At 72.6% G+C, this 18,244-nt stretch carries 21 protein-coding genes; 10 read left to right on the forward strand and 11 right to left on the reverse strand.

The features are described 5' to 3' along the window. Positions 1-26 precede the first annotated feature (26 nt). The 5 genes from H7A72_RS01660 (at position 27) to H7A72_RS01680 (ending at position 5,581) form a co-directional block, all read left to right on the forward strand. Positions 27-1,292 carry an ISL3 family transposase gene (locus H7A72_RS01660; RefSeq protein ID WP_084450751.1) on the forward strand — a complete coding sequence of 422 codons (1,266 nt, stop codon included), beginning with the start codon at positions 27-29 and terminating at the stop codon, positions 1,290-1,292. Between the two features lie 415 nt (positions 1,293-1,707). Beyond that, a complete protein-coding gene (locus tag H7A72_RS01665) occupies positions 1,708-2,010 on the forward strand; it encodes a thioredoxin family protein (protein WP_185221422.1) in 303 nt (100 codons plus the stop codon). A gap of 1,020 nt (positions 2,011-3,030) precedes the next feature. Then, a complete protein-coding gene (locus tag H7A72_RS01670) occupies positions 3,031-3,987 on the forward strand; it encodes a glucosyl-3-phosphoglycerate synthase (RefSeq protein WP_185221423.1) in 957 nt (318 codons plus the stop codon). Then, on the forward strand, positions 3,984-4,844 hold the full coding sequence (gene folP, locus H7A72_RS01675) for a dihydropteroate synthase (protein WP_185221424.1): 861 nt from the start codon (positions 3,984-3,986) through the stop codon (positions 4,842-4,844). The genes H7A72_RS01670 and folP overlap by 4 nt, the downstream gene beginning before the upstream one ends. 74 nt (positions 4,845-4,918) lie before the next feature. Beyond that, complete coding sequence (locus H7A72_RS01680; protein WP_185221425.1) at positions 4,919-5,581, forward strand: hypothetical protein; 663 nt, start codon at positions 4,919-4,921, stop codon at positions 5,579-5,581. A gap of 4 nt (positions 5,582-5,585) precedes the next feature. On the opposite strand, the gene H7A72_RS16565 is transcribed toward H7A72_RS01680, so the two are convergent. Genes H7A72_RS16565 through H7A72_RS01695 form a run of 3 tightly spaced genes read right to left on the reverse strand, consistent with a single transcriptional unit; the run spans position 5,586 to position 7,155 of the window. After that, positions 5,586-5,840 (reverse strand): hypothetical protein, encoded by a 255-nt coding sequence (locus H7A72_RS16565; RefSeq protein WP_223277941.1) that lies wholly within the window; start codon positions 5,838-5,840, stop codon positions 5,586-5,588. A gap of 20 nt (positions 5,841-5,860) precedes the next feature. Beyond that, positions 5,861-6,238 carry a GntR family transcriptional regulator gene (locus H7A72_RS01690; RefSeq protein WP_185221426.1) on the reverse strand — a complete coding sequence of 126 codons (378 nt, stop codon included), beginning with the start codon at positions 6,236-6,238 and terminating at the stop codon, positions 5,861-5,863. Next, entirely contained in the window at positions 6,235-7,155 is a 921-nt protein-coding gene (locus tag H7A72_RS01695) for a hypothetical protein (protein ID WP_072623579.1), read from the reverse strand. The genes H7A72_RS01690 and H7A72_RS01695 overlap by 4 nt, the downstream gene beginning before the upstream one ends. Positions 7,156-7,322: 167 nt before the next feature. On the opposite strand from H7A72_RS01695, the gene H7A72_RS01700 reads away from it, so the two are divergent. Continuing rightward, a complete protein-coding gene (locus tag H7A72_RS01700; protein ID WP_185221427.1) occupies positions 7,323-8,663 on the forward strand; it encodes a nitrate/nitrite transporter in 1,341 nt (446 codons plus the stop codon). 13 nt (positions 8,664-8,676) lie between these two features. Here H7A72_RS01700 and H7A72_RS01705 read toward each other — a convergent pair whose 3' ends face one another. Next, positions 8,677-9,837: an acyl-CoA dehydrogenase family protein gene (locus H7A72_RS01705; protein WP_185221428.1), complete on the reverse strand. Its 1,161-nt coding sequence runs from the start codon at positions 9,835-9,837 to the stop codon at positions 8,677-8,679. Between the two features lie 132 nt (positions 9,838-9,969). On the opposite strand from H7A72_RS01705, the gene H7A72_RS01710 reads away from it, so the two are divergent. Further along, complete coding sequence (locus H7A72_RS01710; protein WP_185221429.1) at positions 9,970-10,317, forward strand: hypothetical protein; 348 nt, start codon at positions 9,970-9,972, stop codon at positions 10,315-10,317. 18 nt (positions 10,318-10,335) lie between these two features. Beyond that, positions 10,336-11,463, forward strand: a complete 1,128-nt coding sequence (locus tag H7A72_RS01715) for an LCP family protein (RefSeq protein WP_185221430.1) — start codon at positions 10,336-10,338, stop codon at positions 11,461-11,463. Here the strand turns inward: H7A72_RS01715 and H7A72_RS01720 are convergent. From H7A72_RS01720 to H7A72_RS01750, 7 genes are all read right to left on the reverse strand, one after another. Then, a complete protein-coding gene (locus H7A72_RS01720) occupies positions 11,456-12,526 on the reverse strand; it encodes a sulfate/molybdate ABC transporter ATP-binding protein (RefSeq protein ID WP_185221431.1) in 1,071 nt (356 codons plus the stop codon). The two genes, H7A72_RS01715 and H7A72_RS01720, sit on opposite strands and share 8 nt — an antisense overlap. Continuing rightward, on the reverse strand, positions 12,523-13,302 hold the full coding sequence (locus H7A72_RS01725; protein WP_072623585.1) for an ABC transporter permease: 780 nt from the start codon (positions 13,300-13,302) through the stop codon (positions 12,523-12,525). Before H7A72_RS01725 ends, H7A72_RS01720 begins: the two co-directional genes overlap by 4 nt. Next, on the reverse strand, positions 13,299-14,069 hold the full coding sequence (gene modA / locus H7A72_RS01730; protein ID WP_185221432.1) for a molybdate ABC transporter substrate-binding protein: 771 nt from the start codon (positions 14,067-14,069) through the stop codon (positions 13,299-13,301). Before modA ends, H7A72_RS01725 begins: the two co-directional genes overlap by 4 nt. Then, positions 14,066-14,467 carry a molybdopterin-binding protein gene (locus tag H7A72_RS01735; protein ID WP_072623587.1) on the reverse strand — a complete coding sequence of 134 codons (402 nt, stop codon included), beginning with the start codon at positions 14,465-14,467 and terminating at the stop codon, positions 14,066-14,068. The genes modA and H7A72_RS01735 overlap by 4 nt, the downstream gene beginning before the upstream one ends. A 73-nt stretch (positions 14,468-14,540) precedes the next feature. Then, positions 14,541-15,359, reverse strand: a complete 819-nt coding sequence (locus H7A72_RS01740) for an SGNH/GDSL hydrolase family protein (RefSeq protein ID WP_185221433.1) — start codon at positions 15,357-15,359, stop codon at positions 14,541-14,543. After that, on the reverse strand, positions 15,356-16,033 hold the full coding sequence (locus H7A72_RS01745) for a uracil-DNA glycosylase (RefSeq protein WP_185221434.1): 678 nt from the start codon (positions 16,031-16,033) through the stop codon (positions 15,356-15,358). The genes H7A72_RS01740 and H7A72_RS01745 overlap by 4 nt, the downstream gene beginning before the upstream one ends. Before the next feature lie 67 nt (positions 16,034-16,100). Then, a complete protein-coding gene (locus H7A72_RS01750) occupies positions 16,101-16,334 on the reverse strand; it encodes a three-helix bundle dimerization domain-containing protein (RefSeq protein WP_072623590.1) in 234 nt (77 codons plus the stop codon). 108 nt (positions 16,335-16,442) lie between these two features. Between H7A72_RS01750 and H7A72_RS01755 the strand changes: the two genes are divergently transcribed. Continuing rightward, positions 16,443-17,801 (forward strand): aminotransferase class V-fold PLP-dependent enzyme, encoded by a 1,359-nt coding sequence (locus tag H7A72_RS01755; RefSeq protein ID WP_223277733.1) that lies wholly within the window; start codon positions 16,443-16,445, stop codon positions 17,799-17,801. A gap of 106 nt (positions 17,802-17,907) precedes the next feature. Next, positions 17,908-18,207 (forward strand): DUF3263 domain-containing protein, encoded by a 300-nt coding sequence (locus H7A72_RS01760; RefSeq protein ID WP_185221435.1) that lies wholly within the window; start codon positions 17,908-17,910, stop codon positions 18,205-18,207. Positions 18,208-18,244: the final 37 nt, after the last annotated feature.

Here is an 18,244-nt window from a genome sequence, read left to right on the forward strand (position 1 = left end):
TCCTCGTCGGACTACCCGGGCTGCATGTGATCGCTGTCGAGCAGCACGGTGACGACCGGTTGGTCGTGACGGTGGAGTCGGCTCCGGAGCCGATGGGATGCCGCTCCTGCGGGGTCATCGCCCGCGGCCACGGACGGGTGGAGGTGCGCCTGGTCGACGCGCCGGCGTTTGGCCGGCCGGTGCGGATCATCTGGCGCAAGCGCCGCTGGCTGTGCCTGGAGCCCGCGTGCGGGGTCGGCTCGTTCGTGGAGCAGGACGACGCTGTCGCGACGCCTCGCGGGTTGTTGACGGCCCGGGCGTGCCGGTGGGCGATCGAGCAGATCCGCCGCGAGCACGCCAGCGTCAACGGGGTACGGCGCCAGCTCGGGACAGGGTGGCGGACCGTGTGGGAGTCGATCCGGCCGCTGCTGCAGGCCGCAGCCGACGACGTGTCGCGCTTCGAGGGGGTCGCGATCCTCGGGGTCGATGAACATGTGTGGCATCACGTCTCGACCAAGCCGATCGAGGACGGCGGACGCGGCCCGAAGGAGCTGACCGGGATGGTCGACCTGACCCGTGATGCGGGCGGGCGCACCAGGGCCCGGCTGCTCGACCTCGTCCCGGGTCGCTCCGGCGCCGTGTACAAGGACTGGCTCGACCAGCGCGGCCAGGCCTTCCGAGCCCGGGTCGAGGTGGCCACGCTGGACCCGTTCCACGGGTACAAGAACGCGATCGACGACCAGCTCGAGGACGCCCGCTCGGTCCTGGACGCCTTCCACGTCGTCAAGCTCGCCACCGCCGTCGTCGACGACGTCCGCCGACGTGTCCAGCAGCAGATCCACGGCCACCGAGGCCGCAAGAACGACCCGCTGTACCGGATCCGCAACATCCTGCGCGCCGGCGCCGAGAACCTCACCGAGCGACAACGCGCCCGGCTCGAGGCGGCGTGGGCTGCCGACGAACGCCACCTCGAGGTCGAGGTCGCCTGGGTGTGCGCCCAGCAGGTCCGCTCCGCCTACCACCAGGCCACTCATGCTGCCGGGCGAGCGGTCGCCGAGAAGATCCTCGACACCTTCGCCTCATGCCCGATCCCCGAGGTCGCCCGCCTGGGCAAGACCCTGAACACCTGGCGCCGCGAGTTCCTCGGCTACTTCGACACCAACGGCGCCAACAACGGCGGCACCGAAGCCATCAACGGCCTCATTGAGCTCCACCGCCGCGTAGCCCGCGGCTTTCGCAACCGCGACAACTACCGCCTCCGCATGCTCCTCATCGGCGGCGGCCTCAACCTACGACCCCACACTCATCGGTGAAGAGCCGAGAAACCTCTCGACGAACCGTGCTCGGGCGCGCTGGGCGAACCGCACACCCACTGCTGCGCTCGGATGCGCGTGCTGCATCCCGGAGTTGGCCGGCTTTGCGCGAACTGAGGTACCGACCGTCCACAGGCCTTGACTCTTCGTCGCGCTGCCACCCGAGGGCCACTGAGGCTCACCGCGGCCCGGCGAGAAGTTTCTCCACTGACTCAAGCGCGCCTCCGGCGCGAGCCGGCGGGCCTTCGGCCCGCCGCCGTGCCGGGCGTGCGGCCTGCGGCCGTTCCGGGCGCGGCGGCGAACCTCGACCCAACCGGCAGACCAAAAGGAGCGACGCCCAGGACCTCATCCCGAGCGTCGCTCCCTTCGCCATGCAGCTACGTGATTGCCACCGTGCGATAAGTAGGCTGGCAGTATGAGCGTCCAACTCCTGTACTTCGACGGGTGCCCGAACTGGCAGGTGGCCGACGGCCGCATCCGTGAAGCGCTGGAAACCCTAGGCATCCACGTCGACGTGGAGAAGGTCCTGGTGACCACCCCCGAACAAGCTGAACAGTGGAGCTTTCGTGGCTCGCCGTCGATCCTTGTCGACGGTGAGGACCACTTCGCCGAGCCAGGCGCGCCGGTCGGGCTGTCGTGTCGGCTGTATCGGACACCAGATGGCGTGGAGGGTTCTCCCACAGTTGAACAGCTAGTCCAGGTCCTATCTGGGACATAGCGCCAACGAAACATCGACGGAACTGCAGCCGAGATGGCCTTGCTGGCTCGGAGCAATGACGTGAGCAAGGTCGGTGGTCCAGAAGTGAAGTTGGGCGGACACGCCGCCGCGCGAATACGTCACCTTCACGCCTCCGACCCTCCGCTTCACTCTCCGCCCACCTCCGGACCGCATCAAGGGCGCTCCGCGTCACTGCGTGATGGACTCCGTCCACCCTTGACCCGGCCACTCCGGCAGGCTCCTCTGCTCCGCTACAGGGTCGGTGGCTAGATCCGGCCAGCCCTCCACTTACGCCTCCTCTTTCGTCCAGAGAAGGACCGATCCAGCCCGAGTCGGCTCCGCACATGCACGCGAAGACCGTTGGAAACACAGGGAATCCGAGTCCCAGCAGTACCCAACCGAGGAGCCCCGCAGGGAAACAGGTGGTTGAGGGTTCGAGTCCCTTCGCCAGCTCCACGTGCACCAGCTGCGGTGGCATGTCGCGCGGCAGTTCATGGTGTGACTCGGGCGCAAGGCCTGGAAATTCGGGGGTTCCGATGGCGTGACTGGGCGACCTGCCGCGTGACGCGCCGTTGGCGTCAATCGCGCTGGGCCAACCAGGCGTCGATCGACTCCTTGAGCGGGGTCTCCTGCTCACCCACGAGGACCGCGCCGGCGTCTCCGGACGAGGAGGTGGGGTGACTCCCTTCGCCTCGCCGTCGGCACCGATGATCACGTCGACCTCGCCGCGGTCGACGGCGGCAGCGAGCGCCTCGAGCTCGCCGACCTGCCAGCTCGGGTGCGCCCCGATGGAGTCCGCGTAGTCGCCGATGAGGTCGGCGGCCGGGCCGGTGACGTCGCCGCCGTCGGTCGGGACGGTGCGCGGGGGGTTGTCGACGACGCCGACGTTGAGCACGCCGGTGCTCTCGGCGCGGGACAGAGCGGACCCGGGGTCGGAGCAGGCGGTCAGCAGCAGCGGCAGCAGCAGGATCGCCAGGAGTCGTCGCATGGGCTCCATGATGCCTGCATACGATGAGCCGCATGCGCCCGTCGACCCGTGAGTGGCTGTCGGCGCGCAGCCACGTCCACACGGACTTCGACGCCGCCGACCTCGTCACCCGCCTCGAGACGAAGGGGGAGTCCGTCGCCGTCGTCGTCCCGGCCCGCAACGAGGCCGCCACAGTCGGCGATGTGGTGGCCGGCCTGCGCCACGAGCTCGTCGAGACCCAGCCGCTCGTCCGCGAGCTCGTCGTCATCGACTCCGACTCGACCGACGACACCGCGCGCGTCGCCGCCGACGCGGGAGCCACCGTGCACCGCGCCGCCGACATCGCGCCGCACCTCGGCGCCCACCCGGGCAAGGGTGAGGCCCTCTGGAAGTCGCTCTTCGCCACCACCGCCGACCTGCTCGTCTTCGTCGATGCCGACCTCACCGAGTGGGGACCGCACTTCGTCACCGGTCTCGTCGGTGCTCTGACCGCTGACCCGGGCACCCTGCTCGTCAAGGGCTGGTACGACCGCGTCATGGACGTGCCCGGCCGCGCCCCGAGCACCGAGGGCGGCCGCGTCACCGAGCTCGTCGCCCGCCCGGTCCTCGACCTGTGGTGGCCCGAGCTCGCCGGCGTCGTCCAGCCCCTGGCGGGGGAGTGGGCCGCCCGCCGCTCGCTCATGGAGTCGCTGACCGTGCCGACCGGCTACGGCGTCGAGATCGCCTCGCTCCTCGACACCCACACCCGCCACGGTCTCGACGCGATCGCCCAGGTCGACCTCGGCGCCCGCGCCCACCGCCACCAGCGCGACCACGACCTCGCCGTCATGGCCGCCGAGCTGCTCGCCGTCGTCCACGCCCGCCGGCACGGCGAGCCGGTCGACGTCGCGGTCGCGAGCGAGACGCTCGAGCAGTTCACCCGCGAGGGCGGCTGGCGGACCCGGCCCGTCCCCCTTCGCCAGCGGCCACCGGCGACCACCCAGCCCGGCTACCCCGCAGGAGCACGATGAGACTCGGCCGCCACTCCTTCGCCGACGACGCGATGCTCGTCATGGCGATCGTCAACCGCACGCCCGATTCCTTCTACGACCAGGGCGCGACCTTCGCCGAGGACAAGGCGATGGAGCGCGTCGACCTCGTCGTCGAGCAGGGTGCCGACATCGTCGACATCGGCGGGGTCAAGGCCGCGCCCGGGGGTGACGTCGACGTCGCCGAGGAGATCGACCGGGTCGCCGGACTCGTCGCCCGCGTCCGCGAGGCCCACCCGCAACTGGTCGTCTCGGTCGACACCTGGCGGGCCGAGGTCGGCGAAGCCGTCTGCGCCGCAGGCGCGGACGTGCTCAACGACGCGTGGGGCGGGGCCGACCCCGGTCTCGTCGACGTCGCCGCTGCGCACGACGTCGCGATCATCTGCACGCACACCGGCGGGGTGGAGCCGCGCACCCGCCCCTTCCGCACCGGCTTCGAGGGTGACGTCGTCGCCGACGTCATCGAGGGAGTCCTCGGCTACGCAGAGCGGGCCGTGGCCGCCGGCGTCGCCCGCGAGTCGGTCGTCATCGACCCGGCGCACGACTTCGGCAAGAACACCCACCACACCCTCGAGGTCACCCGCCGCCTCGACGAGATGGTCGACACGGGCTGGCCGGTCCTGGTGTCGCTGTCCAACAAGGACTTCGTCGGCGAGACCCTCGACCGACCCGTCGACCAGCGACTGATCGGCACTCTCGCGACGACCGCCGTCTCCGCGTGGCTCGGCGCGCGGATCTACCGCGTCCACGAGGTCGCCGAGACCCGCCAGGTGCTCGACATGGTCGCCACCCTGCGCGGCGAACGTCCCCCGGCCCGCACGATTCGGGGGCTCGCATGAGCGGGGTGCGGAGCGAGGGCACGAGCGAGGAACGAGCCGTGCCCGCAGGGACGGACCCATCGCGGTCGACCAGCATGAGCCTCGCCGCCGCCGTCGTCGTCCCGGCCGCCCCGGCACTGCTGCCCGGCATCGGCGGCACCGCCGACCCGCTCGCCGACCTGCGTGAGCGGGCCGCAGCCCTCGTCGCCGACACCGCCACGGCGAAGGGGGCCGACCGTCTCGTCGTCGTCGGCTCGGGTACGACCACCCGTGTGTGGCCAGGCGACGCCCCTTCGGGTGCTGCGCGCTTCACGACCGGCCGCGTCCCCGAGGGTGCGCTGCCGACCGACCTCGAGATCGGACGTCTGCTCGCCCCCTCTGGAGGGGGCGAGACCTTGCTGCACTCGGTCGCCGCCGACGCGTCGCCGCAGGAGTGCGCAGCCCTGGGCGCCACCCTCGCCGCGGGCCCGTCGACGCTGCTGGTCGTCGTCGCCGACGGCCCGGCGACGCTCACCGAGAAGGCGCCGGGCCACCTCCAACCGGACGCGGCTCCCTTCGCCGAGGGTCTGGCGTGCGCGCTCGCCGCTGCCGACACCACTGCCCTGGCCGCCCTCGACCCCGCGACGTGCGACCGGCTGTGGATGCGCGGTCGGGCCGCCCTGCAGGTCCTCGCCGCCGCGACCGACGGTCTGGCGGGGGAGCTCGTCGCCGAGGAGTCCCCCTTCGGCGTGCAGTACCTGCTCGCGCGCTGGGCCTGAGGCGTCATACCTCGAGCGTGAAGCCCTCGTGCGTCGCAACGTAGCCGAGCCGCTCGTAGAAGCGGTGCGGCTCGGGGCGCCGCTTGTCGCTCGTCATCCGCATCGCACCGCCGCGGCTCAGGCCGGGCACGAAGGTCAGCTGCAGCGTGCCGACCGGCGTGCCCTGCTCGTCGCGCAGCAGCGTCGCGATGTCGGCGACGTCCTCGCGGGTGGCGCGGTTGACGGCGAAGTCGGCCGATGCGGTGGCGATGCGGTCCATGGGTCTCCCAGGTGGTCCGGTCAGTGGCGGCGCGAGACGATCTCGACGACCTGGATGGCGCGGTCGGGCCCGGCGCCCAGGACCTTGGCCCGGGCGAGGTACTCGTGGGCGGCGTCCTCGAGCAGCGACGTCGCGGCCGCGCTCGCCGAGGTGGGCCGGTCGGCCACCCGGGTGCCGCCCCCGCGCCGGGTGACGACGAGCCCGGCGGACTCGAGCTCACGATAGGCGCGCGCGACGGTGCCGGTCGCCAGACCGAGGTCACCGGCGAGCTGGCGCACGGACGGCAGGCGCTCGCCGGTGACGAGCTGGCCGGTCTCGATGAGCAGGGTCAGCTGGCGGCGCACCTGCTCAAAGGGGGGAGTCGGGTCGACGAGGTCGATCGTCACGACGTCGCTCACAGCGGCACCCCCACGGGCGAATGGTCGGCGCTGCCCGGTGGCGGCGCCTGCCCCGGCCGCAGGCGCGGGCCAGTGCACAGCGCGGCGAAGGTCCCGATCGCCGCCACCGCCGACACGAGCGCACCCGCGCCGAAGCTGAGCTGGAGGGCTCGCGTCGAGGGGGTCGTGCAGCTGCCGCCGGAGTGCGCAACCGTCATGAGCAGCAACAGCGGGACGAGGGTCGCCCAGCACACGAGCGCGAGGGTGAGCAGCACCGACCGCGTCGACCACCGTCGCACGGCGTCGTCGACGTCGGCCTCCTCGACCCTTGGGGCGGGGCGGGCGGCGATCGTGCGGCAGGTGACTGCGGCGGCCACCAGACCGACGAGGAGGGCGGCGGCGATCGGGATGGCGTAGTAGCTCCCGGGCCATGGACCGCGGACCGTCGTGACGTCCCCGCACAGCGTCGTCAGCGCGCGCCCGGCCCGGCCGAGGTCGTCGGTCGAGCCCATGGCCGTGCCGACGACGAGGGTCGTGGTGAGCGCGACGACCGAGATCGTCGCGAGGGCGAGGGGGCCGGCGCCGATGAGGTCGCGCACCCGTCGGGGTCGGGCCACCGCGGTGCGCGTGAGCGTCGTCTGCCGCGGGCTGCGCAGCTCGCCGATGCACATGACCAGGAGCAGGGTCACGCCGCCGACCGCCGGAGCGAGGGCGGCGACCCGCCCCAGCGAGACGCCGGCGAGGGCGAAGAGGGCGACCGTCACGACCAGCGCGACGGCGACGGCCCAGGCGAACCATCGGGTCGAGCGGCGGTGGGCGTGTACCACGGCCGCGTGCTCCGGTGCCGTGAGCGGAGCACGCGAGCGGGTGAGCAGCCACCCGACGAGCGCCGCGAGCACCGCCACGAGGACGAAGGGGAGGACGAGCGCGATGGCCATGGCCAGCTCCTTGTATCAGATGAGTGCGACAAAACGACGGTCCTCCTCCCTTCGTCTTGTGTCAAGTGCGTGCGACAAGTCGTCGCACCTCGGTCCGTGGACGCAGTCGCACCTCGGTCCGTGGACGCAATTGCCTGCACCGCGCACGGATTCGTACCATCTATCCAGTGACCGGGACCCGACAGCTGCACGACATCGGGCGGCGTCGCGCCTACGCCATCTGGGGCGCCGGCCTCGCCGTCTACGTCCTCGCCGTCTTCCACCGCACCTCCCTCGGGGTCGCGGGGCTGCTCGCGGCGGACCGCTTCGACATCAACGCCAGCCAGCTGGCGACCTTCACCGTCCTCCAGCTCGCCGTCTACGCCGGCATGCAGGTGCCCGTCGGGGTGGCGCTCGACCGCTTCGGCTCACGCATCCTCATCATCAGCGGCCTGGTCTGCATGACCGTCGGGCAGCTGTGGTTCGCCGTCGCCGACAGCTTCGCCATGGGCCTGGGAGCCCGGGCCCTCGTCGGTGCCGGCGACGCGATGGTCTTCACCGCGGTCCTTCGGCTGGTCGCCGTGTGGTTCCTCGTGCGGCAGGCGCCGGTCATCACCCAGATCACCGGCATGATCGGCCAGATGGGCGCCGTCGCCGCGGCCGTACCCCTGAGCGCCGCCCTGCACGGCATGGGCTGGACCCGCACCTACGCCCTGGCCGCCTCGCTCGGCGTCATCCTGCTCCTCGGTGCCTTCGCGGTCATCAAGGACTCGCCCTACGAGCGCGGCGAGGTCGAGCGGATCAAGCTGCGCGCCCTGCGGCACAGCCTCACCGAGGTCTGGCGCGACCCCGGCACCAGGCTCGGGCTCTCGGTGCACTTCACCTCGCAGTTCGCCCCCACGGTCTTCGCGCTGCTGTGGGGCTACCCCTTCCTCGTCTCGGGGCAGGGGCTGTCACCGACCACGGCCTCGACGCTGCTCACCCTGATGACCTTCGTCGCGCTCGTCGCCGGTCCGACGATCGGGCGCTGGACCGGCCGCAACCCCTACTACCGCTCGGTCGTCGCGCTCGGCGTCGTCGGGACGATCGCCCTGGTGTGGGCAGTCGTCCTCGCGCTGCCCGGCCGGGCTCCGCTGTGGCTGCTCGTCGTCCTCGTCGCCGTCACCGCGGTGGGCGGCCCCGGGTCGATGATCGCCTTCGACCTGGCCCGCACCTTCCACCGCAGCGACCGGCTGGGTCGGGCCTCCGGCGTGGTCAACATGGGTGGCTTCGTCGCCTCGCTCGTGACGATGGCCCTCATCGGCCTCGTCCTCGACCGGCTGGCCCCCGGCGGCCCGTCGACCTACACCCTCGACGACTTCCGCAGCGCGATGAGCGTCCAGTTCCTCCTGTGGGGCTTCGGCGCCTGGATGATCTGGCGCTACCGTCGGCGCAGCCTCGACCGCGTCGCGCAGAGCCCCGGCGCCATGGACGCGTTGCGCCGCGGCGAGGCGCTCCTGCCCGGGATCTCCCGGGACCACGAGGCCTGACGGGCGAAGGGGGTCAGAGCCCGGCGAGGAGCTGGCGCGAGATGACCAGCCGCTGGATCTGGTTGGTCCCCTCGAAGATCTGGGTCACCTTGGCCTCGCGGAAGTAGCGCTCCACGGGGAAGTCCTGGGTGAAGCCGGCGCCACCGAGCACCTGGATCGCCTCGGTGGTCACCCGCATCGCCGCGTCGGTCGCGACGAGCTTGGCCACCGCCGCCTCCTTGCCGAAGGCCCGCCCCGCGTCGCGCAGCCGGGCCGCGTGCAGGTAGGTCGCGCGCGCACTGGTCACTGCGGCCTCCATGTCGGCGAGGAGGAAGGCCAGGCCCTGGTTGCTCGCGATCGTCCGGCCGAACTGCTCGCGCTCGCTCGCGTAGCGGGCCGCGACGTCGAGGGCTGCCTGGCCCAGGCCGGTCGCCACGGCGGCGATGCCCAGACGGCCGGCTTCCAGCCCGGCGAGCGCCATGGGCACCCCGCGCCCGAGGTCGCCGACCTGCCGGTCGCCGGCCACCGCCACGTCCTCGAAGATCACCTCGCGCACGGTGTCGCCGTGCAGGCCCATCTTGCGCTCGGGGGTGCCGAAGGACAGGCCATCGGCATCGGCCGGGACGACGAAGCAGCTGACACCGCGGCCGCCGTCGTCGCTCGTGCGGGCAAAGGTCGTGTAGTAGTCGGCGTGACCGGCGTGCGAGATCCAGGCCTTGCGTCCGCGGATGCGCCAGTCCTCGCCGTCGGGGGTCGCCCGGGTGGTCATCGCGCCGATGTCGGAGCCGGCGAGCGGCTCGGAGAGGGCGTAGGCGCCGAGGGTCTCGCCCGAGAGCATGTCGGGCAGGAGCGCTGCCTGCTGCTCGGGGGTCCCGTAGGTGTGGACGGCATAGGCGGTCAGCGAGTGCACCGAGACGCCGACCGCGACGGCCGCCCAGGCGGAGGCGATCTCCTCGACGACCTGCAGGTAGACCTCGTAGGGCTGGCCGCCACCGCCGAGCTCCTCGGGGTAGGGCAGCGACAGCAGACCTGCCCGCCCGAGCGTGCGGAAGACCTCCCGCGGGAAGACCTCCTCGGTGGCCGCGCGCGCCTCGACGTCGTCCACCTGCGGTCGCAGGGTCTTGTCGCAGATCGCCCGGGTGAGCTCGATGAGATCGTCACCGATGTCCGTGGGCATGAGCCTCGTTGCTGCCATGCGGGCCACTCTAGGAGGTGCATCGGGGAGGTGGTCGGCCGCGTGGATGAGGGGGAGGTGAGGGGGCCGTGAGAGACCCTTCAGAATCGCTTCGGGCTGGCCCCGGGCTCGTTGCAGGGGATGGTGGTCGACATGAAGAACATCGGCCGCGCCGCCCTGATCGCCCTGACCGCGGCACTCGCCGTGGGTGTCTCCGCCTGTGGCGAGTCCGACCCCGCCCCGGGTGACGACGCCACGAGCGAGACCGCCCCGGCGAGCAGCTCGGGGTCCGACACGTGGCACGCGGCGATCGAGGCGGCCGAGCAGGAGGCCGACGGCACCGCCTACGAGATTGACGACCAGGACGACGACGAGACCTGGGAGGTCGACGTGGCGAAGGGGAAGACCTCCTCCGAGGTCCAGGTCGCCGCCGACGGCACGGCCCGGGTCGAGGACGCCGACGACGACCTTGACGACGACGACAACGACGACGACAGCTGACCGGCCTACGGTGGAGGGGTGAGACCTCCCTTCGCCCGTACCGCTGCGACCGCCACCGCCCTCGCGCTGGCGGTCGCGGCCTGCTCCGCCGAGGAGTCGCCGGCCCCGTCGTCGGACCCTGCGAGCTCGTCGAGCTCCACCCCCACCCCGACCTCCAGCAGCGCAGCCGCACCCGCGGCCAAGGTCACTGGTGCGCCCGCGGCGCTCACCTCCGCCGTGGCGAAGAAGTACGGCTCGGCGACCCTGCGCGGCAAGGCCTCGCTCGGCACCTGGCGCGGCTCGAAGGTCGCCGTCGTCACCGCCGGCGACGACGTCACCCTCGCCGTCCAGCCCAGGGGCCGCCAGGGCTGGAAGGTCGTCGGCGGGTGGTGGCCGAGCCTCGGCGGGACCCGCGGCAAGGCCGACCTCGGTGGGGCCAGGCACGTCCTGGTCATCGGCTCCGACGCGCGCCCCGGCCAGGACGTCGAGCGCTCACGCGCCGACGCGATCCAGCTCCTCGGGGTCGACGGCACGGGCGGCGCGGGCCTCATGGGCTTCGCCCGCGACCTGTGGGTCCCGATCCCCGGGCACGGACAGGGCAAGCTCAACTCCTCGATGGTCTTCGCCGGGCCGAGCGGGCAGACCGAGTCCGTGAGCAGCATCAGCGGCATCGACGTCGACGGCTACGTCGTCACCGGCTTCGAGGGCTTCGAGGCGATCGTCGACGAGCTCGGTGGGCTGAACTTCATCGCGCCCAGGGCGATGGACTCGCACCTGTCCGGCGGCCAGGTGAAGAAGGGCTACAACCACCTCGACGGCCGCGAGGCGCTCGCCTGGTCCCGTGAGCGCAAGTCACTGCCGGGCGGCGACTTCGACCGCTCCCGCAACCAGGGCCTGCTCTTGGCCTCCGCGGCGATCCAGGCGCGGCTGCGCGGGCCGGGCTCGATCCCCGGGGCGCTCACCGTCATCGACGAGCACGCGAGCAGCAACCTGTCGGCGCAGGACATGCTCCTCGTCTCCGCGGCCTTCTTCCGGGTCGATCCCACCCGGGTCGGCACGGCGGTGGCCCAGGGCCCGACGGGCATGCAGTCCGGGCAGTCGATCGTGCGTCTGGACGAGGACTCCCGCCGGGCCTTCCGCGACTTCCGCGACGGCCGGCTCAGCTGAGCGCCCCGGCGTGCGCCGGGTGCACCCGCACCTGCGTCGCCTTGACCGAGACCCACACGCTCGCGCCCGGCCGCAGGGGCACCTCGGTCAGCGCGGCGGGCGTGATCTCGGCGCTCATGACGAAGGGGGACTCCAGCCCCACGCGCACCCGGCCCGCGTGGGCCTCGACCCGGGAGACCCGACCCGGCCAGACATTGCGCGGGGAGCCCTCGGGCCGGTCGCGGTGCAGGGAGACCGCGTCGGGGGCGAAGGTCACCCAGCAGTCGCCGGTCACGTCGTGCGGGCCGGTGGCGACCACCGTGCTCGCCCCGGTGTCGTCGCGGGCCTGCGCTCCGGACCCGGAGCCCGCCCGTGCCCGCACGAGGTTGACCCCGGCCAGGTCTGCGGTGAACCCGCTGCGCGGTCGGTCGAGCACGGCGCGCACCGGGCCGTGCTCGACCTGCTCGCCCAGGACCGTGAGGGTGTCGTCGGCGCCGTCGCAGACCGTGAGCACGTCGAGGACGTCGTGGGTGGCCAGCACGACGACGAGGTCGTCGCGCTCGTGCGTCACGTCGGACAGGACCGCCCGCATCTGCGGTGTCGCCTCGACGTCGAGGGCGGCCAGCGGCTCGTCGAGCAGCAGCGCCACCGGCTCCGCAGCCAGGGCCCGAGCGAGGGCGACCCGGGCGGCCTGGCCGCCGGAGAGGCCACCCGGTCGCCGGTCGGCGAAGGCGCTCATGCCCACGACCTCGAGCCAGTGGTCGGCGAGCGCCCGGGCCGCTCGTCGACCGTGACCGAGGCTGCGGGGGCCGAAGGCGACGTTGTCCCGCACGCCGAGGTGGGGGAAGAGCTGCGCCGCCTGGCTCATCAGCACGACCCGGCGACGGTGCGGCGGCACGCCGTCGAGGCTGCGGCCGCCGAGGACGATCCGGCTCCCGTCGATCGGGGCCAGCCCGGCGATGACCGACAGCAGCGAGGACTTGCCGGCGCCGTTGGGTCCGGCCAGCGCGTGCCGCCCCGCCGGCAGGGTGAGGTCGACGTCGAGGCCGCGCTGGGCCCAGCGGGCGGTGACCTGCAGACTCACGCCGGTCCTCCCTTCGTCGTCCGGGCGTAGACGGCACCGACGATGAGCGTCGCGAGCACGACGAGGACGAGCGAGAGGGCGATGGCGGCGTCCTGGTCGACCTCCCGCTGGAGGTAGATCTCGAGCGGCAGGGTGCGGGTGCGGCCCTGCGCGGACCCGGCGAAGGTCAGCGTGGCGCCGAACTCGCCGAGCGCCCGGGCGAAGGCCAGCACCGAGCCCGACAGCAGCCCCGGTCCGACGAGCGGGAGGGTGACCCGCGTCAGGCGGCGCCACGGGCTCGCACCGAGGGTCGCCGCGGCCTGCTCCTGCCGTGGGTCGAGGCCGCGGACCGCGCCCTCGAGCGAGAGCACGAGGAAGGGGAGCGCGACGAAGGTCTGCGCGAGGACGACCGCGGTGGTCGTGTAGGAGATCGTCACGCCCGCGGCGACGAGGTGCTCGCCGAGCAGGCCCCGGCGACCGAAGGTCGTCAGCAGGGCCAGACCGCCGACGACCGGTGGCAGGACGAGCGGGACGAGGACGAGCGCCCTCAGCACGGACCGACCCGGCCAGCGGCCCCGGGCGAGCAGGATCGCGAGCGGGGTACCGAGCAGGATGCACAGCAGGGTCGAGACGACCGCGGTGCGCAGCGACAGCAGGAGCGCGTCGAGCGACGCCTCGGAGGTCAGCAGCGGCCAGAGCGACCCGACGTCGACGGAGGTGAGCAGGCCGAGCAGCGGGACGACGACGACGAGGACGGCCCCCGCCGCCGGGAGCCACAGCCAGGCGGGTGGTCTCACGGGGTGCCGAAGCCCTTGTCCTGCAGCACCTTTTGCCCTTCGGGGCCGGTCACGTGGGCGACGAAGTCCTCGGCGAGGTCAGCGGCGGCGGCGTCGGTGAGGGTCGCGATCGGGTAGCTGTTGACGACCTCGTCGGCGCCCTCGGTCTCGACGGTCTCGACGTCCTCGCCCGCGGCGGTGGCGTCGGTGACGTAGACCAGACCCGCGTCGGCCTCGCCGCTGCTCACCTTGGTCAGCACGTCGGTCACCTTGGACTCCTCGCTCGCCGGGTCGAGCGTGACGCCCTGCTGCTCGGTGAGCGTCGTGGCCGCGGCCCCGCAGGGGACCTGCTCGGCGCACACGACGACGGCCAGGTCGGGGTTCGCGGCGAGGTCGTCCAACCCGCTGATCTTCTTCGGGTTGCCGGGTTCGGTGATGATCGTCAGCACGTTGGTGGCGAAGATCTGCGGGTCCTCGACGGAGTCGGCGACCTTGTCCATGTTGGCCTCGTCGGCCGAGGCGAAGACGTCGATCTGCGCCCCGCTCTCGATCTGGGTCGCGAGGTCGGAGGACCCGGCGAACTGGTACTCGACCTCGACGCCCTCGTGCTCGGCCTCGAAGTCCGTGGCGATCTCCTCGAAGGCCTCGGTGAGCGAGGCGGCGGCCGCGACGTGGAGGGTGGTCGTGCCGCCCTCGCCGCCCGACCCGTCGCCGGAGTCGGAGCCGCACGCCGCCAGGGCGAGGGCCAGCGCGGCGACGGTCGTGGTCGTGAGGGTGCGACGGATCATGCGGGGCTCCCCGGGGTGGCGATGACGACATTGGTCGACTTGATCGACGCGACCGCGACGACGCCCGGCTCGAGGCCGAGCTCGTCGGCGGCCTCGCGCGACATGAGCGAGACGACGCGGAAGGGCCCGGCCTGCAGGCTCACCTGTGCCATGACCCCGTCGCGCAGGACCTCGGTGACGATGCCGCGCATGCGGTTGCGGGCGGACTCGTCGCGCACGCTGCCGATGGCCGGTGGCTGGGCGATCTCCTGCGCGAGCCGGGCGAGGTCCGCGCCGTCGACGAGGACGGGCCCCGCTCCCTTCGTCGCCGTGAGGCGCCCGCCGTCGATCCACCGTCGGATGGTGTCGGGGGAGACGGCGAGCAGCTCGGCCGCCTCGGACACCCGCATCTGCGTCATGACAGGACCGTATCAGCCGCAGATGCAGCACAGAGGTCGCATTGCTGTTGGGCAATGCGACTTCGGGCGCGGGTCAGTCGGTGGGCAGGTTCTGCGGGCCGAAGGGGGTCGGTCGCCCGATCTTGGCCGTCACCGAGTCGCCGGAGGAGCGGCCGGTGAGCCGGCGCTGCACCCACGGGCCGGCGTAGGAGACGGCCCACCGCGCGCGCTCCGCACGGCGCTGCGCGGCCGTGACCGGCGGCGCAGCGGGCAGCCGCTCGTCCCACCCCTCCCGCGCGCCGAGGCCGAGCGCCGCGAGAGCCGCCTGGGTGAGCCGCTGGTGCCCCTCGGTGCTGGGGTGGATGCGGTCCTCGCCCCACATGCGCGGGTCGCGCATCGACTGCATGCCCCACAGGCCGAGGACATGCGCGCCGTGCCGGGAGGCGATCGTGTAGAGGTTGGCCGTGTGCACCGCGTGCCGGGTGCGCAGGGCGGAGAAGAGTCCCGCCCCGCGCGGGTCGGTCGGGGTCGCGAGGAGCACGTCGGCGCCGGTCGCCCGGATCCGCGCGACGGCCTCCTCGAGCCGGGCGGCGATGGCGTCGAGGTCGACGCGCGGCCGGAGGATGTCGTTGCCGCCGCCGACGATCGACACGAGGTCGGGGGCCATCGTCATCGCCTCGTCGAGCTGACGACCGACGACGTCGTCGAGCTTGCGGCCGCGGATCGCCAGGTTGGCGTAGTGCAGCTCTTCTCCGCCGGTGCGGCCTGCGAGCTCGGCCGCGAGCCGGTCGGCCCAGCCGATGAAGCGGCCCTCGTGGCGCGGGTCGGTGTCGACCATGCCCTCTGTGAAGGAGTCGCCGATTGCGACGTAGCGGCGCCAGGGGTGCTCGGCGGGGACGGTCGGGTCGGTCACGGCAGGCTCCAGTCGATCGGGTCGGCGCCCTGGCGGGCGAGCAGCTCGTTGGTGCGGCTGAAGGGCCGCGAGCCGAAGAAGCCGTTGCGGGCCGACAGGGGAGAGGGGTGGGCGCTCTCGACGCGCGGCACGTCGCCGAGCGCCGGGGCGAGGTTGCGGGCCTGACGGCCCCAGAGGATCGCGACGAGCGGTCCGCCGCGGGAGGCGAGGACCTCGATCGCCCGGTCGGTGACGGTCTCCCAGCCGCGGCCGTGGTGGCTGCCCGGCGCGCCCGGCCGGACCGTGAGGCAGCGGTTGAGCAGCATGACGCCCTGCCGTGCCCAGGGGCTGAGGTCGCCGTTGGTCGGCTGGGGGACCTCGAGGTCGTCAACGAGCTCCCGGTGGATGTTGGTCAGCGATCGCGGCAGCGGCCGCACCTCGGGTGCGACGGCGAAGGACAGACCGATCGCGTGCCCGGGCGTCGGGTAGGGGTCCTGGCCGACGACGAGGACCCGCACCTGCTCGAGCGGGATGGTGAAGGCGCGCAGCACGTGCTCGCCCGCCGGCAGGTAGCCGTGGCCGGCGTCGAGCTCCGCCCGCAGGACGTCGCCCATCGCGGCGATCGCGGGTGCCACCGGCTCCAGTGCCTGTGCCCACGACGGCTGGACGAGCTCGGTCAGCGGTCGCGTGGGCACGCCCCCAACGTACGACGATCCCCCCGGCGCAGGGGTGCCGGGGGGATCGTCGCGGTGCGAAGGGGGATCAGCAGGTGGCGCTCGTCGGCGGCACCGGGGCGCCGGCGAGGTCGTGCAGCTCGATGCGCACGGCGTGCTCGATGAGCGGCGCGATGAACTCGGGGTGGGTGTTGGTCGGCTCGATCCGCTCGCGGGCGGAGGCGACCATGGCCTCGATGCGCTCGCAGGCGACCTGGGGGTAGCGCACGCACAGGTCGGCAGCGATGTTGGCGGCGACGTGGTCGACGTTGATCGTGAACATGTGGGCCTCCTGGTGGGCCGGGTGAACCAGACGGTGTGCCTTGGTGAACACAAGGTTAACAGAAGGTGGACGACGTGGTGAAGTGCGCGGCGCACCTAGAGTGCACGCGTGCACGGATTCGCTGACGACAACATGTCCCTCGCCGAGCTGGCGCAGACGGTTCTCGACTACTCCCGCGAGCGGCTCGAGCTCGACCCGGTGCCGCTCGACCGCACGCTGACGCCCGCGCAGCTGCAGGAGCAGGCCGGGCAGACGATCACCCGAGACGGCCTGGGCGGTCAGCAGGCGATGGACCTCTTCGCCGAGGTGCTCGCGCCGGCCTGCCTGTCGGTCGACCACCCGCGCTACCTCTCCTTCATCCCGTGCGCCCCCACCGAGGCGGCCGCGATGTTCGACCTCGTCGTCGGGGCGAGCTCGATCTACGCCGGGTCGTGGCTCGAGGGCTCCGGTGCCGTCTACGCCGAGAACCAGGCGCTGCGCTGGATCGCCGACCTCGTCGGTCTGCCGGAGTCGGCGGGCGGCGTCTTCGTCCCCGGCGGCACGATCGGCAACCTCTCCGCCCTCGTCGCCGCCCGCACCGAGGCGCGACGCACCGCAGCCCCGGGGCAGCGGCCCTTCCGGGTGGCGACCACCCACGGCGCGCACTCGTCGATCCAGTCGGCGTGCGACGTCATGGACGCCGAGCTGACGACCGTCGAGCCCGACGAGCGAGGCCGGCTCGCGGGGGAGCGGCTGCGCGAGGTGCTCCTGGTCAACGGGCCCGAGACCTACTTCGCGGTCGTCGCGACCGCGGGCACGACCAACTTCGGCATCGTCGACGACCTCGAGTCGGTCGCGCAGGTGTGCCGCGAGCTCGGCATCTGGTTCCACGTCGACGGTGCCTACGGCGGTGCGGGCCTCGCGGCGCCGTCGGTGCGCCACCTCTACGCGGGCATCGAGCACTGCGACAGCTTCATCGTCGACCCGCACAAGTGGCTCTTCGCCCCCTTCGACTGCTGCGCGCTGATCTACCGCAACCCCGCGGCGGCCCTCAATGCCCACACCCAGCACGCCGGCTACCTCGACGTGCTCACCGAGGCGACCGACTGGAACCCCACCGACTACTCCGTCGGCCTCACCCGACGGGCCCGCGGGCTGCCCTTCTGGTTCTCCCTCGCCACGCACGGCACGCAGGCCTACAGCGACTCGGTCGAGCAGACGCTGCGTGTCGCCGCCTTCGCCGAGGCCGAGGTCGCCCGCAGGGACGACCTCGAGCTCGTCGGCGAACGCTTCCTGTCCGTCCTCGTCTTCCGGCGCAAGGGCTGGGCCGCGGCCGACTACCAGGTCTGGTCCGACCGGATCCTCGACGAGGAGTTCGCCTTCGTCGTCCCGACCAACCACGACGGCGAGACGCTGGCGCGCTTCGCGATCGTCAACCCGCAGACGACGACGGAGGACATCGTCGCGATCCTCGACTCCATGGGCTGAGTGTGCTGTGACGGGTGAGGCGAAGGGGGCGCGAGTGACCCCCCTCGTCCGCGCTGTCCAGCCGACACGCCGAAGGGAATGACAGGCGTGTGATTACGCCGGTACAGTGCGACGCGTGAACCTCGCAGACCAGACCGCCGCGCCGACCCCCTCGGTCCCGCTCTCGGACCGCGACCGCGAGATCCTCGCCTTCGAGCGCCAGTGGTGGAAGTTCGCCGGCTCCAAGGAGCAGGCGATCAAGGAGCTCTTCGACATGAGCTCCACCCGCTACTACCAGGTGCTCAACGCCCTGATCAACAACCCCGCGGCGCTCTCCGAGGACCCCATGCTGATCAAGCGTCTGCGCCGCCTGCGCGACCAGAGGCAGCGCACCCGCAGCGCCCGCCGCCTCGGGTTCGAGGTCTGAGCGCCGCTCCAGATCACAGATCGGTCTCGGATTCGCG

Source organism: Janibacter sp. YB324, from assembly GCF_014217915.1.
Lineage (GTDB): Bacteria > Actinomycetota > Actinomycetes > Actinomycetales > Dermatophilaceae > Janibacter > Janibacter indicus.